Here is a 17,230-nt window from a genome sequence, read left to right as displayed (position 1 = left end):
TCGCAGTTTTTTTTCCAATCAATATGCAAATTACATATGTCGAGAGGACAATTCGACCTAGAGGAAAATAATTCGGCCTACAGAAAAAAAGTCCAGGAATTATTCCTGGACCGATTTTATATCATTAATCAATTTGATGACTATGACCCGGACGTAAGATGCTGAAGGCATACCCAATGATTCCTCCGACTATTGCAGGGATGACCCACCCTAGCCCTGTATCGTACATTGGAAGGATTTCAGTGAAGAAATCATTGATGGACGAAATGTGAATTCCTGCTCCATTTAATCCATCCATTAAACTGATGATGAATGTTAAAAATAAGCTGCCTTGATAAACTTCAGGCCTTCCTTTAAACATGGAATGGAAAAATGTTAAGAAAATCAATACAATGGCCAATGGATAAATGGCTGTCATTACAGGTACGGAAATTGCAATTAACTCGGTTAGTCCAATATTGGCAATTATTGCACTAAATATGGATAAGCTTATTGCAATTGTTTTGTAAGGCAGCTTTGGAAATAATTTATGGAAGTACGTCGAGCACGATGTAATGAGTCCAACGCTCGTCGTTATACAAGCTACTGTGATCATCAATCCCAATAATAGCCCACCATATGCTCCAAAATAGTAATCCGAGACTTTTGCTAAGACATTGCCTCCATTATCCAAGTGTCCAAATTTCTCGACACTTGAAGCACCCATGTAAGAGAGAGCTGTATAAAAGGTAGCAAGGATAACGGCAGCAATTGCGGTCGCTTTTCCACAAACGATCATTATTTGTTTTTTTGTTTTAGCACCTTTTTCTTTTATGGCATTAATGATGATGATTCCAAAAACAAAAGATGCAAGAGTGTCCATTGTTAAATAGCCTTCTTTGAACCCGTTGAAAAATGGTTGAATCGAATAGCTTTTGGCAGGTGCTTGAAAATCACCAATTGGATGAACAAAAGCGACTATCACCAGGATCCCAATGAACGTTAACTTGATGGGTGTTAAAATTTTCCCCACAATTTCGACAAATTTCGCAGGATTGAGCGAAAGAAGGCACGAAATCGTAAAAAAGATGATGGTGAAAATAAGTAAAGGCATTGGCCCGAAACCTTCCGGCAAAAATGGTTTGACACCGATCTCAAAAGAAACGTTTCCTGTTCTTGGCATTGCAAATAATGGACCAATGGCTAAATAAAGAACGGTTGTGAATACAATACCAAACACGGGATGAACGCGGCTTGCTAATGATTGTAGATCATCTTTTCCCGAAAAACCCAGTGCCATTACACCAAGTAACGGTAATCCTACTCCGGTTACGAGAAAGCCTGCATTAGCTGACCAGATATTCGTTCCAGCTGACTGACCAAGCATTGGCGGGAAAATTAGATTTCCTGCCCCGAAGAATAGGGCAAATAACATTAACCCAATCACTACTATAAATGAAAATGGTACTTTATTAGACAAGATAAACCCTCCACGAAAAAACCAAAATTTACTATTTTGGAAAATTATTAAATTTTCTAAAAATTATATGCGAACTAATATTTAAGAACGTATCGTATTATAACTAAATAAAATTGATATTTCAATATATTTTTTGTTTTTTGTTGATTTTGTATGACAAGTAATCTGCCCTCATCTTATTTTGAACAACTAAAAGCTTCTCATACCATTAATAAAATTCATTTTGGTAATAGTTGAAATGTATAAAAATGGGGTGGCTAATATAAAAAATTTCTTGGCAATTGTTTTATTTGTGCTGATTATAGGGGCAAGTGCATGTAACAAGGAAGTAGTCAAAGAAAACGGTGAGGCATCAGAGCGGAAACCTGTTAAAGAGGAAAATGTGGTCAAAGTGGAAGAGGCTGAAAAGTTATTTAAAGGCTATTATACTGCACGATATACCATCAAAGATCCAGCAAATCCGCCAACCTTTGCTGAAATTGCAGACAATGTTAAAGAATATTTATCAAAAGATGAATATAATGCCCAAATTCTTAACCGTTATTATTCAATCCCTTCATTGGTAGCCAAAGAAATTAATAAAAGCATTGTAGTGCAAGATGTGAAGCTTGAAGAACAAAGGAAAAATGAAGACGGCACAATAGATTACACATACACAACGGAATTTAAAGTTTATGACGAGAATTCATCTAAAGTTTATGAGAAAGAAGGAGAGGTCACGATAACCACCATAGATCATGAATTAAAAGTCACTCGTGATTGGAGTAGAGGGATAAAGATTGATGGTTTAGACGGTGGACTTTAATTGAAATTTTAATGAGGCGTAAGATAAAAAGGAGTGACTATATGAGTACATATTTGTTAGTTCATTGAGCATGACATGGAGAGTGTAGCTGGGAGAGGGTTGTCCCTTTGTGGCGCTTGACATCAGGTATTAACCTTGGAGTTACCCGGACATGAAAAGGATAAAACTGCATCTTCCAAAGTTACGTTGGAAGACTTTACTGACCGTCTATGCAGCATTTTGGCTGTGAATCTAAACAGGTTATTTTAGTGGGTCAGAGCATGGGGGAATTGTCATAATACAGACAGCCAAATATCGTCCAATTCAATTGAACGTATATTTATGTGCCTTTCTTCCTGCAAATGGGCAAACTTTACTTCAAATACTCGAAAATGACAAAAAGATTCGCAGTAGGATGACTAAAGAGCATTAATGGAAATGCAAGGGAAATTTATATTGTGGAGGGTTAAAATGAAATTCTTCAGAAGTATGTCTAAAAAAGAGTCAATTAATTGGAGAAAAGGGGCAATACTTGGTTTTTACACCTATATGTTGCTATTATTTATAAATTATATTTACTTTCTAATATATGGAATTGAGCCTTTTACTTCCGTTGTAATTTTTTGGACTGGATTGTTAGTAGCTTTCGGGTACGAGTTTATCTTAAATTTAAAGTCTAAAATGAAATTAAATAAATGAACTAATAGTAATACATAACAGGATATACCCTATTTCTTTATTGAAGTATCGCCTTATTCTTAATGAACTCCCATGAAAATTAAAAAACAAAAAATCTAGAAAAAACCACAACAATAGACCTGGTAAAACGCTTTTTATAAAAAGGATGAGCCTTGGCTGTAACAGAAGGCGTTGTTTCTTACCATCTGTTCAAGAACAAAGTGCCAACATGCATTTAGTGGATTCCTGCGTAACACTGATATGCTTAGACGGTAGTTCTGCTTACAAATGGTAGTTTGTTATAGGATAATGGTCATATATTTGATGGGTAAAATATTAGGTGAAAAACTCCAAAAAGAAGGAAGTGCTAAACGATGAATTTAGAAATGGTTATGCAGGAGCTTGAAGCCCTTGGCAAGGAACGAACTAAAAAAATATACCTATCCAATGGTGCGCATGAGCCGCTTTTTGGCGTGGCTACAGGAGCTATGAAACCAATTGCAAAGAAAATAAAAATAAGTCAAAGTTTAGCTGAAGAGCTATATTTCACGGGGAACTACGATGCAATGTACTTTGCAGGCATTATTGCAGACCCAAAAGCCATGACTGAGTCGGATTATGATCGTTGGATGGATGCTGCGTATTTTTATATGCTGTCCGATTTTGTAGTGGCTGTAACTTTATCAGAGTCAGATATTGCACAAGAAGTTGCAGATAAATGGATCGCAAGCGGTGAAGAGCTGAGAATGTCAGCGGGCTGGAGTTGCTACTGCTGGCTTTTAGGGAATCGACTAGACGTTGAATTTTCAGAAAGCAAGATTTCCAATATGCTTGACATTGTGAAAAATACGATTCACGATTCGCCAGAACGGACGAAATCCGCTATGAATAATTTTCTATACACCGTGGCGATTTCATATGTGCCACTCCATAAAGAGGCAGTCGAGACCGCAAAGGCAATAGGAATAGTAGAAGTCAAACGGGACAGGAAAAAAAGCAGTATTCTAAATGCTTACGAAAGTATTCAAAAAGCAGTTGATAAAGGAAGGCTTGGTTTTAAACGCAAACATGTCAGATGTTAAAATTAGCCGTATGAATGTAGCTCTTTTGTGATTTTTGAGCAAAACAGGCGCTTAATTGATTAAGTATCACAGAAATCCTTTTTTATAAAGTTACAATTGTTAAGAAAAGAACCATGAATAAATATTTGATTATTTTGAAAATTCGTGATAATATTTATGCATAAAAGAATCAATCGGCAATGGCGCCTGTTTCAATAGCTAATAACCAGCTATTGGGCAGGCGTCTTTTGCATTTTTCAGGGGGGATAATATGAATAAGAGAACTAAATTAAAAGCTTTATTTGGCATGATCGTTATTTGCTTGTTTTTGTATGCTTCCTTAGGAACGGCTGCAAGCGGAAAAGCAGTTTCGACTCCGCAAAATAGGGAGGGCCATTGTATTCAAGTGCTGGATAAAGGGAAATGGGCTCCTGACACCTATAAGTCTGTTCAAAAACTAATTGATAAGCATTGTGCTGGAAGTACAGGATACGATCCAAATCGAAAACCTTATGTTGTTTTTGATTGGGATCATACGAGCATCATGAATGATACGGAGGAGGCCCTCTTTCTTTATCAAATTGATCACTTGGCATATAACATGCAACCGGAAGAGTTTTATGAAGTGATCAAAAAGAATGTGCCGAATGGACCCTTTTCACAAGAGTTTAAAAACCTTCAAGGAAATGCGGTAACTCTTAAGGAAATCGCCGAGGATCTGAAGCGCGATTACGAATTTCTTTATTCCAACTATAATGGGATGAATGGAAAAGAGAGGTTAGAAACGCTTCATTCAACTGATCAGTTTAAAGATTTTAAAGCGAAAATGTACTTTCTGTATGAAGCCATTGGGGAAACATACGGTGTTGAAATCGGATATCCATGGGTGCTTTATTTATTTGCCAACATGTCGACCGAAGAAGTTCAGCAGCTTGCAGAGGCTTCAAATGATTATAATTTAGGGGCGGAAATGGCATCGGTGACGCTTATCAGTCCTGGGTCAATGTTAGGAAAAGCCGGTACTGTTCAAGTTACCTATAAAACAGGACTGCGTCTGGCCTCGGAAATCGCAAACTTAATGCATACTTTTATGGAGAATGGGATTGACGTTTTTGTTATTTCGGCTTCGATGGAAGAGGTGGTGGAGGTATTTTCGTCAAATCCAAAATACGGCTACAACGTTCCAAAGGAAAATGTCTTTGGGATGAGATTAAAAAAGAAGGAAGGAATTACTCAAGCAGAATATGAAGACAATTGGCCGATCACTGCTCGAGAAGGTAAGGTGGAAGTGATCGAACACGCCATCTCCAAAACGCGGGGCGGATACGGTCCGATATTCGTAGCGGGAGACAGCAGCACAGATTATGAAATGCTGACAATAAAGAGTTTGAAACTCGGTTTAATTATCAACCGCCTCAAAACAGGTGATATCGGCAAGCTTGCGAAAACAGCTGCAGAACGGATGGGCAAAAACAACCCGAAATATGTTCTCCAAGGAAGAAATGAGAATACAGGCTTATGGATACCGACTGAATACACGATCAAGCTTGGGTCAAATGAAGAAAAATTGTTGACGAATCCATAAAAAGATTCGTCCAATATTCCAGGATTAATTCTAACTTCTCTTTTCGCTATATTAGTTTTATTTTTACTAAAAAAACTAGTGCAATCTATTAGACGGTAAAACCGTCTTTTTTTTTATGTCACAGTATATATCACCTCTACAATAAGTCTTATTGAACTATCGGGGCAGGTTAGTTGAATAAAAATTTCCCAATCGAAACTCAACCAAAAACCTTTAAATGGTAAAATTGATAAAGAATTCAATTTTATAATTTAGGAGGAGTTTAGTTGAAGAAAATATTCACTATGTTATTTATAATAATGGTTTTAACAGCTTGTGGTACGAACGCATCGAACAAAGATTATAATGTGGAAACCTCTAAAGAAGAAAATAATGCCGAAACGACTAAAAAAGATACTAAATCGGAAACGACTGAACATAATTATCAATTTATAGGAGAAAGCGAACATTGGGAAGCTGTATATTCTTATGAAGCATCAGAAATATGGGGAGAAAATGATAACAAACAACTCATTCTAGCAAAGAGAACTATGTATTTACATTAAAATACAAGGGGTCTTTGGAAGAGTTATCTTCCATGAAAAACCTTGAATACACATATGAAACAACTTCTTCAAGTGGAACTAAAACAGAGCAATACAATGAACCACCTAGCGAAAAAGTATTTACAACTAGTGGAGGTTCAGAAGGTGGAGCACTAGTAGGTGAAGGCGAAGTTATAAAGGTAAATGTAAAATGGGATGATTCTGAAGAGTCATTTGAACTGCATAATAAGGATAAGTAATTTAGTTGAAACTAACGGGTGCGTTAGCTGAAGATCGGAGCTGTCTTTAAAGGCAGCTCTTTCCTTATGGAACTAACGGGGCAGGTTAGCTCAATAAGTTTTAACAAAAAGTTCCTTATTAAAGGTACATTAAAGATGATAAAATTTATGTGATTTTTAATCCAGAAATAATGGAAGAATTAATTTTTAATAATTTTTACGCACATCTTATTTTTACAAATTACATGGAAATTAGGAGAGTTCAATGGCGAACAATAAAAAAATAACCATCGTTTTTGAAGATGATAATCTAAAGGACAAATATATTTACGAAGTTTCTAGTGCAGCAGAAAAATTATTAGCATGGGAAACTGAAAAAAATCTAGTAATAGATATTCAAGATAAATCAAAGTCAAATCGATACGAGATATTGTTCACTAGTGTTTTTCTCTCGACAAAGAAATCCTTTTGGTTGGTTTTACCTATATGGTTTCTTAATTTTATAGGGAATTCTCTAAGCTTTAAAGAAAATGGATATCCATATAAATTTTCACTTGAGTTGGAGCTTGAACAAGATTTTGAGGTTGAGGTGATGGCGCATCTGAATCTTTCAACTTTTTTTAGTGTAAAAGGTTATGGATATAGGGTGATACAAAATGGACTTGTGCACGTAAGAGGCTTTAAATCGAAATGGTTTATTCTATATGCACTTCCGATTTTCCTTGTATTTTTTATTATTGCATTTGTCTTGTATTTTGCCTTGGTTGCAAAATTATCATTTGTTGTCCAACTCATTTTTGTACTGGCTGTAGTAACTATTCTTTTGTCTTACAGTGCTTATTTGTATAATATAATGACCAAAAAAGTCTTGAATAGATAAGTTATTCAGGTCACTGGCACGAAAATTGAGGGATGGTTGTACTCATTCTTATGCAACTAACGGGTGCGTTAGCTTAAAATCGGAACTCTCTTTAAGGCAGTTTTTTCTTTATGGAACTGCAGTTTAGTTAATGGTGAGCGCAATCAAGGTTAAAAAACTTTAATTTAGTATTGAATGTGAAAAAGCTAGTGACCTAAAAGTGATTAGCTTTTTTGTCTTATTCATACCTGTTTTTTCAATTAATTTATAATTAAAAATTCATTATTATAGAAAATACATTCATTTATCGTGCTACATTGTATTTAAATAAAATTAAAGGTTATTTTAACTTTAAGTGGTTTGTTTTCGGATATTAGTTGAACAACGTAGTGTTGAGACCTAATGCAAGGTTCTTACAGAATTAATTTAATTTTATTTAATCTATCGGGTACTTAAGTAGTAGATGGGGTTTCGGTGACAATGACCAAGTTAAGAATCTAAAAGTTATGTTATTTTTTAATTTAAAAATGAAGAAATGTAGTGTATACACTAATCTTATTTATAGGAGGACAGATCAATGAATACACGGGAAATCAAGGTCCAAAAACAAGGATGGATTCCTAAAAAGGAACGTATATGGGTAATCGTGGCGATTATTATCTCTGCTTCGATAATGCTTTGGGAACTTAAGGGACTATTACAACTTTCATTAACCACTTTACATAGCAGGCAGTTCGAACATACATTTAAAGGTTTTGGCTCCAATGCAAGAATTGCCTTATTTTTGTACTTGCTTATTATGTGCTTCTTCGTGTTATTAGGCTTCGTATTCTGAAAGGTCAAGGCAAGGTGAAAAAATGGTTGTCCACCTTGCTGCGCTTTGCCCGAAGATGGCATACTCCGGCAGCGATTATCGCTATCGCTTTTATCATCTTGCATGCGGTAGCTGTCTTTATGCACGGCTTCAAATTTGATTTTAATAATATAAGTGGATTGCTTTCCTTGCTAGTCCTGCTTCCAGTTCCTATATCGGGAATATTTCGATATCAGAGGATGGACCGGAAGTGGCATTTGAGGTCTGGTGTTGCTTTTGCAATTCTATTTTTAATTCATTCTTTTTTATAACCAACACGTTATAAACCTTATTAGAGTCAGAGAAATAGTCTATTTTCAGGTGTAATGACGTAAATGTAACAATGGGGGAATAATAAAGTGATCGTTTCGTGACTTTTTAATAAGTGCTTCTTGGTAACTCTTTTTTTGGGAACGAGATTGTGAAGAATTATACTTAAACAAACGGGTGCGTTAGCTGAAGATCGGAGCTGTCTTTAAGGCAGCTTTTTTGTTATGCAACTATCGGGGCAGTTTAGTTGCCTAAGGCGAACATGTCATTTTTGTCGTTAAAAATAAAATGTGGAGGAACAAATGAACTGGAAAGGATAAAAAGAAATTAATCTCATCATTTATCCTTTTCAAGTAGCTCAAATCCCACCAGCATTTAAACAACAGACCCTTTAAAAAGAATAATGGCCTATTTTTTGTTAGATTTTATTAACTCTAGGTATGTTAAAATAAATTAACAATATATGGATAAAGAGAGGGAAGGTTAGTTAATTGAATAAATACATAAAACCATTTTTAGTTTTTGAATGGATCACGGTACTAGGAGCATCAACAGCTGCTTACATACGTTGGGATTTTCCGCTTTATATCTGTTTAGGAATCGTTTTATTAGGTGTTATCCTTACTCTATACTTTTCAAAACGATACGAAAAGAAATCAATTAATAAATCACAATAAACATAGAATCGAAGGATCTCTGATTAGAAGGTCAGCCCTGCTTGAAAAAATGCCTATTCCTAAATGATCAAAATTTGAATTCAAAGATACAGCATAAACGATAATTTCGAAGATGAGAAAACCTCTTGGCCGCCAAGGGGCTTTATTTTTGCTGGGCTCCTTTAAGAGTGATTATGTAATTTGTTTTTTATGGAAAGTGAACTTTACATATTTATCTTTTTATGTTAATTTTATGGAAAGTTTACTTTCCGTATTAGAGGTGGGTAGTTGAAAAATAAGCTAGAAATAATCCGAAAACAGCATGGAGTTAAACAGGAGGAACTTGCCGCAGCCTTAGAGGTATCTAGACAAACGATTGGGTCTTTAGAAAATGGGCGATATAACCCTTCAATAATTCTAGCTTTTAAGATTGCACGTTATTTTAATTTAAGCATTGAAGAAATTTTTATCTACGAGGAGGAAATAAATAATGAAAAATAAGGCACTTTGGATATTAACCTTCAGTGGAATTGTCTTAATATCATTTGGAATATTCGTAACTTTTCCTGTGGCAAATGAGATTCGTTCCATATTTATCCGTCCGGATCTAGTTTCCATAGCTATTATTTTTACTGGGGTCTTTCTCACCTTTTCTGGAGTAACATCTATTTCAAGTGAAAGATTTAAAACTAAAGCACAAAAGATCGAAGAAAATGATGAGCGTAATATAAAAATCAATCAATTTGCAAAGTCTAAAGCCTTTGATTTTATGTCCATTTTATTTGGTATTGGTTTATTATTTTTAGCATTGCTAGGTTATATGAATAAGGTGTCTTTTTTCTTTTTAATTGGTTTGTATTTTATTAGTTATTTTTATTTTCTTTATCAAAACTGGTTAATCAGAAAAGCTATTTAACCTAATTTTTCTCCTGAAACTGGGGATTTTTCTTTGGATAAGGGATTTTTGGTTTCCACTAATGAGATTGGGAAGGTTTCTACTTAAACTAACGGGTGCTTTACTTCAATAAGGGAGGTTGCTGAAGCAACCTTTTTTGTTATGGAACTATAGGGTCAGGATAGTTCCATAACACGAATTGGAAATATATGTGGTAATATGGGAAGAAAAATATTAAAGTAGGTAATTTGTTATGGAACTCTTAACAGAAAAATTAATTCTTATATCTCTATTTATATTTATTATCCATTCTATCGAAACACTTGCATATGCAGTCAGATTATCTGGTGCAAGGGTAAGATTGTTAGCTTCAGCTCTATCCTTATTTAACTTGATGGTTATGATTTCTCGATTAGCGAATATGATGCAGCAACCATTTACAGGGAGCCTGGTTGATAATGCTCCAAAAGTAAATACCCTAGAGTTTGTTGAAAACCAATATAGAATCATTATTGGTTCATCAACATTAGGAACAATTATGGGTATTCTTTTACTTCCTACTTTTATTGCAATTTTTTCAAGGGCTATTGTTCATTTATCTGAAGAAAGAGGTTCTATACCAGCTTTAATAAAAAAGGGATTAACTTTCGAATACATTAAACGTGGGGTAAAACACATTCATTTACCAAAGTTTTCTTACTTAAAGGATATTAGATTGGAAGATATTCCTATAAGATTGTTCTTAATTAATATGGTAATAACTGCAATCTATACAATTGGAGTGTTATCTGCGTTATATGCTGCTTTAATAGCTCCAGAAAGAGCAACAACAGCTATTATGGCATCGGGTCTAATAAATGGAATAGCTACAATTTTACTTATAATTTTTATTGACCCTAAAATATCTATTCTTGCGGATGACGTAATAAATCAGAAGGGAAGTTACCTTAATCTCAAAGGTGTATCTCTTATGATGGTTACTTCTCGTTTATTAGGAACGATACTAGCTCAAGTATTTTTTATTCCAGGGGCAGGATATATTGCGTGGTTTACTAAGTTTATTGTCTAATAATTACCTGATTTCTTTAATGAACTGACGGGTGCATTACTTCATTACCAGGAGCTGATCAGCAGCTCTTTTTCTTATAGTGAAAGAAAAACAAAACTTTTGTTGTTCAATTTTCGTATATGAAAATACCAAGAATAAATTAGGAGTTGTTTTTATGTTTGACATTGCCTTGATATTGTTTATAGCTTCTGCTGGGGTAGTTATTGCTATTACCGGCTTCTTCGTTATATTAGGTCGAAGGATTTTAGAACCTAAGAAAAAACTTCAACAAAAAATCGATAAACTAGAAGAAGAGGTTCAAATATTGAAAAATCACAAATGATAAACTAGCTTTAATGAACTGACGGGTGCTTTACTTCAATAACAAGGGTTGCTGCGGCAGCCTTTTTCTTATGGCACTAACGGGGCAGGATAGTTCTATAAGAAACCCAATGAATTCCATGGTATAATATGTAACGAAAATACACGAGATCCTAACAAGGGGGAGTTATTAATGTTTCAGTTTTTTCTTATTGTTGGGATAGTAAGTATTGTTATTTCAGGTGTTTTTATCGGAGCATGGACAGGTGGACAACAACAAAGAGCAAATTTTCATTCAGAAACAACAAAAAATCGAAGCTTTAGAACGAAAATAGCATTAATCTCAGGTCTCATAGCTGTAATCTGTTTGGGTATTTCTGGATTAATATACTTTGTATAATACCACTTTGCTCTTCAACTGATGGATCTTTACTTCAATAAGGAAGGTTGCTGAGGCAGCCTTTTTCTTATGGCATTAACGGGGAAGGATAGTTATGTTGTAATTATATACACATCAACTATGACAACACTTAGCAATAGAAAGTTCGATGATTTACGTCTCTTTATTTAACCAGTTTGAAAGGGTGAAAGACATTGAAACTAATAAATTGTTATACATTTTATCTTAGAATATTAGCCCGTACATGGGTTGTTCCTATATTATTCTTAGGTATTCTTATTTACGGATCATTTACATTTTTCGTTTATAGCTCATTAAATGATCCTTACATATTAAGTGCTAATCCTCTCGTTTTAGCTCTCATGATTTGCTATTTATTTATTGGCATATATTTAGCTAAAATTGATGAAAAAGAAGAAATTTATGAAACTTTTTGCATTATAAAGAATGCAGTCTTATATAAGACACTTGCAAAATGGTTACTCATCCTTAGTTCAGTAGTGTTAATTACGGTATTGTTCTTTGTTGTTTATCTGTACTTATTTTTCACAAAAGATTTTAACAATAAAACGTATTTCTTATCGGTATTAAAATATATTTGGTTATATTGGGGATTGTCCTCTTTCATAATGTTCTTGTTAGGAAATTTATTATCTCTTTGGATAAGAGGAAAGTTCGTTTATTTAATAGCACTTACTATCTACGTTTTCACGATGCCTTTGAATTACGTTGTGTTTAATACAGAAGGGGGGGGCCCTTCCAAGTTTAGAATTGATAAAATTCTAAACTTAGGAGAACCTAACATAACCAGAGGATATAACAGCTTATACGGTTTCTCAATAGATACCATTCATTGGGATAAGAAGCTGTTAATCATTTCATTGTTAATCATTCTATTCTTATTAACATGGAAGAATAGAATGATAATATCTAAATCACAATTGAAATATTCTATAATACCCATGCTAGTTATCTTAGTAGGTTCCGTTGCGTATGTACTACAGCCACTTCAGGTTCTTTCCGATGATGACGATGCAACAAATCGATATTATAGAGAACATAAGATATCAGTAAATGATTCATTTGGGAATCCTATTAGTTTTAAAAAATACGATATTGAGTTAAGTACTAAAGCTAATCTCAATGTTTCAGTTAAAATACAAGCAATTAGCACAGCTACAAAAGATATTAAACAAATTAAACTTGGCTTATTCCATGAGTTACATATTCATCAAGTAAAGATGGATGGGAAAGAGATTAAATTTAAACAAAAAAATGACTCGGTCACTTTATATTTTGAAGACAATACTTGGAAACCTAATGACAATAGAATACTAGAATTTAACTATGAAGGATTACAATCTAATCTCTACTTTGGAAATGCTCAAGCTGTTTATCTACCAAATTATATGCCTTGGTTACCAAGCGAAAATTCCCTTCCAGCTTTTGAGATTGTAACGAAATATCATTTCATACACCGAGTACCTCATCAACCTAACGACCAGAAAAAGTATCATCTTAAGGTAAACGGTGCAAAAGAATTATATACAAATTTAACAAAAACAAAGGAAGGAACTTGGGAAGGAACTTCCACCGACGGTATCTCTTTATTATCTGGACAATTATCATCTAAGATTGATAATAATGTGACATATGTCTTCCCTAATACTTGGGAATCACAATTTGAGCATACAGATAGCATTTACAACTATTTAAACGATGTTACAAGGGTGATGAAAACTACATTAAAGGATGATCAGCTCACTGTTCCTCGAACCATTTATTTTGTTCCAAATCAAAACATAAGTGATGGTATGCTAGGAGAAGGAACTTGGTGGAATAATGACTATTTAATTTGGGGATTCAGTCATATAGAATATCCTTTTGATCCATTCTTTACAGTTAATCATCTAGGAGACTTTACTCCTCAGTTAGTATTAGCAAAAACTAAAGTATCTTCTCATAAAGAAGATTTTGAATTTAATATTTTATTCTCAAATGTATATGGGAGAGCTCTAAATAATGCCCTTCAACTTCCTAATGAGAGAGTAGAGTCTTATTTAGATCTTATTAGTAATGCAATAGTAGGAAATCAAACTAAACAAAAAGTAAAAGAACAAGTCAACGTATGGCTAAAAAACAAGGATTCATTGAATCCTGAAAGCTCAGTATATAAAGAATGGTATTCTTTAATTCAACATCCAACATCTCAAAAATGGAATAAATTATATAACGTTCTAAAAGAAGAAAATTCAAAATGAGGAGAACATTATGGAACGCATTTGCTTAAAAGAAGTCAATAAATCTTATCAAAATAAACAGATTCTGAAAAACCTAACATTTGATATCCAAGGTTCTTTCGGACTACTAGGACCAAATGGTGCCGGCAAAACTACATTGATGAGAATTTTAACAACTTTAGTGCCAGCTGATAGTGGAAAAATTAAAATGAATGACGATCTTTCGTGGAATGATCAAAATGTCGTTCGTTCTTATATCGGTTATTTACCTCAACATTTCTCTTTATATAAAAATGTAACAGTAGTGGAGTGCTTACTCCACTTAGCTGTCCTAAAGGGTATCGAAAAATCGAAAGCAAAAAAAGAGATTGATTCACTCCTTCAGGAAGTGAATCTACAAGAGCATAAGAAAAAGAAAATTAAGCAACTCTCCGGAGGAATGCTTAGACGTGTCGGAATTGTTCAAGCTTTACTCGGAAACCCTCGCCTATTAATTGTTGATGAGCCTACTGTAGGACTAGACATCGAAGAACGTGTACGTTTTCGAAATTTATTAAGAAAATTAGGAAGAAATCGAACTATATTAATCTCTACTCATATAGTTGAAGATGTAGAAATGACATGTGACTATATCGGAATCTTAAAACAGGGAGAAATCATCTTTACAGGAAAAAAAGAAGACTTAAAGGCAATAGTTAAAGGAAAAATTAAGGAAGAGCTTCTAACTATGGAAGAGGTAGATTCTATTCAGAATCAAGTAATTTCTCTTAAGCAACAAGAGGATAAGTGCCTTGTACGCTACTTTATAGAAGAACAGGAGGAACAAACGGAAGTTTCCCCTACTATTGAAGATGCTTACTTGTATCTCACTAGGAGAGGGGAATAACAGTGAACTCTGCTAAAAAGTTAGATCTGCAGTTTGAAATTAAATCTATGGGTGTATCTTTTTATGCACCTTTATTTGTTATCTTATTGGGGATTATCTACGTTAACTTCTCTTCAAGTGTAGATGTGATTAGACACACGTCAAATATAATTGAATTTGTTATTTGTCCCTTTGCAGCATGGTGGTCTATGTATTTATTCTTCGATTATTATGAAGATCGAGCATTTGAGGTGCTCTTTAGCTATCCACTATCATCGTTCTTTCACGGGATCATAAGAGTAACAAGCTTTTTTATTTTCTTTCTAATAGGTTTCTTTATACTTCTCGTTACTATTACATTAAAGTATCCAGATATTTCTCTAATGGATATATCCATTATATATATACCCCAAACTATATTATATAGTTACTTAGGTTTCACTCTCATGGTGTTGTCTAGAAATATCATTTTCCCTTTACTATTGATAGTAGGGTATATAGCAATGAAGTATTGGACAATGGGAAGTAATCTATTCCCAGTATATAATGTCATGTCTTTCTCCATTGATATGAAAGTATCTTCCAAAATAACTAGCTCATCTATACAAAATATTGTGATAGGTATCATTCTAGCTATGATAGGACATGTTATTCTGTCTAAACGTAAAATATAAGTTCTCACCTTAAATCGTAATGACACAAACTGCACCGTGAAAAGGTGGGCGGTGTGAATTTGTTAACTACTATAAATATTCCAGGATTAATTCTATCTTCTCTTTTCGCAATATTAGTTTTGTTTTTACTAAGAAAACTAGTGCAATCTATTAGACGGTGAAACCGTTTTTTATTCACAGTATATGTTACCTCTACAATAAGTCTTATGGAACTAAAGGGGCAGGATAGTTTTATAAGAAGTATAAAAACAAAGTATTAAATTACCATATGTAAAATAAGTTGGGTATAGTAAAATACTATTGTTTTCATAGAAAAGAAAAAAGGCATAATTAATCTTAATTAGTATATATTTGGATGTGAAATAACACCTTATGGATTTGTATGATTGGGGTTTTGATGTAATCATAGCTTTTATTTTTCTTCTGATGTCTAAAAATAAGAAAATAACAATACTTGTTTTAGTATTAACTTTCTCTGTTTCTGCAATTCTTCATAGAGATATAGTAGTTGGAGCCACATTTTTTATTCTATTTATTATCGATATGTATAGACAAAAGAAAAAATAAGTTAGATTCAACTAACAGGTGCTAGAGTTAATGTTCAAAATGAGTTGCTGCGGCAGCTTATTTTTTAATTGCTTTTTCAACTAAAGGGGCAGTTTAGTTGAAAAAGCACGTATGGTAAACTAATGCAAAGAATAATGCCATTTTATATTCTGCTGTATTTATTAAGGAGGAAGAAATGGTTACGCCTATATATTTAATAAAACCAAGTACATTTACTTTAGATAAATATTATAAAGTTTACGCAACTGAAACCAGTTATATTTTTATAAAACTTGGAGGACAGTTTTACGAAGAAAATGCGGTTGAAAAACAATATCTCTTGTTAGGATTAATTTTTTCATTTTTCAGGAAAAAGATACTCGCAAATAAACGTTCTGTACTTGAAAATAAGGTAGACAAAGGAATTGAACTCAATCCAGATTCCTTATTAGCTAAAAGAAATAATTTTAAAGTAGATTTAGATAACATTAAAACAGTTGAAGTCAGTGAAAAATCAACATTTCATACAGCTTGGAACGATAACGGAAGTGTTAAAATCACTTTAAGAAACGGAAAAGTTCTCAAATTTATCATCCCGTTATCTGTTTCAGCTAAGCTAGTTATTGATTCTTTTGAATCAAAAAAAGTTCTTAATAAAACTGTTAATTGAGCATCGGTTTCGATGCTCTTCGTTAGTAATTTATACTGCTATTTCATTTGCTAAATGCACTCTTTTTTTAAAAAAATTCCCCATCAAGAGAACCTGTTAGTTGCTGCGGCGACCCCTTTTTTTATTGGACTAACGGGGCAGGTTAGTGAAAGTAGGAATTTCCATTTTCCACACAAATGAAAAGGTGTAAATGGTATGATTATATTTTAAATTGTACCGACTTAATTTTTAGGGGGAAATATATTTTTGAAAATAGTTAGAGTTATCTTAGCGATATTTGTTCTTGCTTTATCAGCCTATCAGCTAATTACTGAAAATTTTGAGTTGATGCCGTATTCTATGTTGTTCTTGGGGGCAATTATGTTAGTGACAGGATTAGCCGAACTTCAAAAGGATAGAAAAGGATTTTGGGGGTATATGAACATTGTTATCTCCTTATTTTTTTTCTTTGTTTCCATACAGAGTTTCTTAATGAACTAACGGGTGCGTTAGCTGAAGATTGGAGCTGTCTTTAAGGCAGCTTTTCCGTGCGCCCGGCATGGGTGCAATCTATAGGGTGGAAGTCCCGAATCATGAAGGCAGTAGTAGTGGTTAGCTTAATGC

19 protein-coding genes are annotated in these 17,230 nt (G+C 33.7%); 18 read left to right on the top strand and 1 reads right to left on the bottom strand.

The genetic code is table 11. The annotated features are described in order from the left end of the window. Positions 1-124 precede the first annotated feature (124 nt). Positions 125-1,459 (bottom strand): branched-chain amino acid transport system II carrier protein, encoded by a 1,335-nt coding sequence (gene brnQ, locus SB775_RS18310; RefSeq protein ID WP_410862688.1) that lies wholly within the window; start codon positions 1,457-1,459, stop codon positions 125-127. A gap of 238 nt (positions 1,460-1,697) precedes the next feature. Between brnQ and SB775_RS18305 the strand changes: the two genes are divergently transcribed. From SB775_RS18305 to SB775_RS18220, 18 genes are all read left to right on the top strand, one after another. Further along, positions 1,698-2,264 carry a hypothetical protein gene (locus tag SB775_RS18305; protein ID WP_410862687.1) on the top strand — a complete coding sequence of 189 codons (567 nt, stop codon included), beginning with the start codon at positions 1,698-1,700 and terminating at the stop codon, positions 2,262-2,264. Positions 2,265-3,295: 1,031 nt separating this feature from the next. Then, positions 3,296-4,003 (top strand): DNA alkylation repair protein, encoded by a 708-nt coding sequence (locus SB775_RS18300; RefSeq protein WP_410862685.1) that lies wholly within the window; start codon positions 3,296-3,298, stop codon positions 4,001-4,003. 250 nt (positions 4,004-4,253) lie between these two features. Next, positions 4,254-5,567 (top strand): HAD family hydrolase, encoded by a 1,314-nt coding sequence (locus SB775_RS18295; RefSeq protein WP_410862684.1) that lies wholly within the window; start codon positions 4,254-4,256, stop codon positions 5,565-5,567. A 266-nt stretch (positions 5,568-5,833) separates the two neighbouring features. Beyond that, a complete protein-coding gene (locus SB775_RS18290) occupies positions 5,834-6,112 on the top strand; it encodes a hypothetical protein (RefSeq protein ID WP_410862682.1) in 279 nt (92 codons plus the stop codon). Positions 6,113-6,144: 32 nt separating this feature from the next. Next, positions 6,145-6,351 (top strand): hypothetical protein, encoded by a 207-nt coding sequence (locus SB775_RS18285; protein WP_410862680.1) that lies wholly within the window; start codon positions 6,145-6,147, stop codon positions 6,349-6,351. A gap of 244 nt (positions 6,352-6,595) precedes the next feature. Continuing rightward, positions 6,596-7,210, top strand: a complete 615-nt coding sequence (locus tag SB775_RS18280) for a hypothetical protein (RefSeq protein ID WP_410862678.1) — start codon at positions 6,596-6,598, stop codon at positions 7,208-7,210. Between the two features lie 556 nt (positions 7,211-7,766). Continuing rightward, on the top strand, positions 7,767-8,024 hold the full coding sequence (locus SB775_RS18275; protein ID WP_410862676.1) for a hypothetical protein: 258 nt from the start codon (positions 7,767-7,769) through the stop codon (positions 8,022-8,024). A gap of 26 nt (positions 8,025-8,050) precedes the next feature. Further along, the gene (locus tag SB775_RS18270) at positions 8,051-8,314 is read left to right on the top strand and encodes a hypothetical protein (protein WP_410862674.1); all 264 of its coding nucleotides are present in this window, start codon (positions 8,051-8,053) and stop codon (positions 8,312-8,314) included. Positions 8,315-9,256: 942 nt separating this feature from the next. Continuing rightward, positions 9,257-9,469: a helix-turn-helix transcriptional regulator gene (locus SB775_RS18265; protein ID WP_061465124.1), complete on the top strand. Its 213-nt coding sequence runs from the start codon at positions 9,257-9,259 to the stop codon at positions 9,467-9,469. Continuing rightward, positions 9,459-9,884, top strand: coding sequence for a hypothetical protein (locus SB775_RS18260; protein ID WP_061465122.1), 426 nt, complete (start codon positions 9,459-9,461; stop codon positions 9,882-9,884). Before SB775_RS18265 ends, SB775_RS18260 begins: the two co-directional genes overlap by 11 nt. A gap of 232 nt (positions 9,885-10,116) precedes the next feature. Next, entirely contained in the window at positions 10,117-10,932 is an 816-nt protein-coding gene (locus SB775_RS18255; protein WP_410862673.1) for a lipid II flippase Amj family protein, read from the top strand. Between the two features lie 154 nt (positions 10,933-11,086). Then, entirely contained in the window at positions 11,087-11,254 is a 168-nt protein-coding gene (locus tag SB775_RS18250) for a hypothetical protein (protein WP_289319550.1), read from the top strand. A 171-nt stretch (positions 11,255-11,425) separates the two neighbouring features. Then, complete coding sequence (locus SB775_RS18245; RefSeq protein ID WP_054399278.1) at positions 11,426-11,632, top strand: DUF5316 family protein; 207 nt, start codon at positions 11,426-11,428, stop codon at positions 11,630-11,632. A 194-nt stretch (positions 11,633-11,826) separates the two neighbouring features. Beyond that, positions 11,827-13,893: a hypothetical protein gene (locus SB775_RS18240; protein WP_410862671.1), complete on the top strand. Its 2,067-nt coding sequence runs from the start codon at positions 11,827-11,829 to the stop codon at positions 13,891-13,893. A 10-nt stretch (positions 13,894-13,903) separates the two neighbouring features. After that, the gene (locus SB775_RS18235) at positions 13,904-14,758 is read left to right on the top strand and encodes an ABC transporter ATP-binding protein (protein WP_410862669.1); all 855 of its coding nucleotides are present in this window, start codon (positions 13,904-13,906) and stop codon (positions 14,756-14,758) included. 2 nt (positions 14,759-14,760) lie between these two features. Further along, the gene (locus SB775_RS18230) at positions 14,761-15,411 is read left to right on the top strand and encodes a hypothetical protein (protein ID WP_410862667.1); all 651 of its coding nucleotides are present in this window, start codon (positions 14,761-14,763) and stop codon (positions 15,409-15,411) included. 742 nt (positions 15,412-16,153) lie between these two features. Beyond that, positions 16,154-16,627, top strand: coding sequence for a hypothetical protein (locus SB775_RS18225; RefSeq protein WP_410862666.1), 474 nt, complete (start codon positions 16,154-16,156; stop codon positions 16,625-16,627). Between the two features lie 246 nt (positions 16,628-16,873). Next, complete coding sequence (locus SB775_RS18220) at positions 16,874-17,107, top strand: DUF3953 domain-containing protein (protein WP_410862664.1); 234 nt, start codon at positions 16,874-16,876, stop codon at positions 17,105-17,107. The last annotated feature ends 123 nt before the right edge of the window (positions 17,108-17,230 follow it).

It is taken from the genome of Peribacillus sp. SIMBA_075 (genome assembly GCF_046534585.1).
This window is presented reverse-complemented; position numbering and strand designations above follow the sequence as displayed.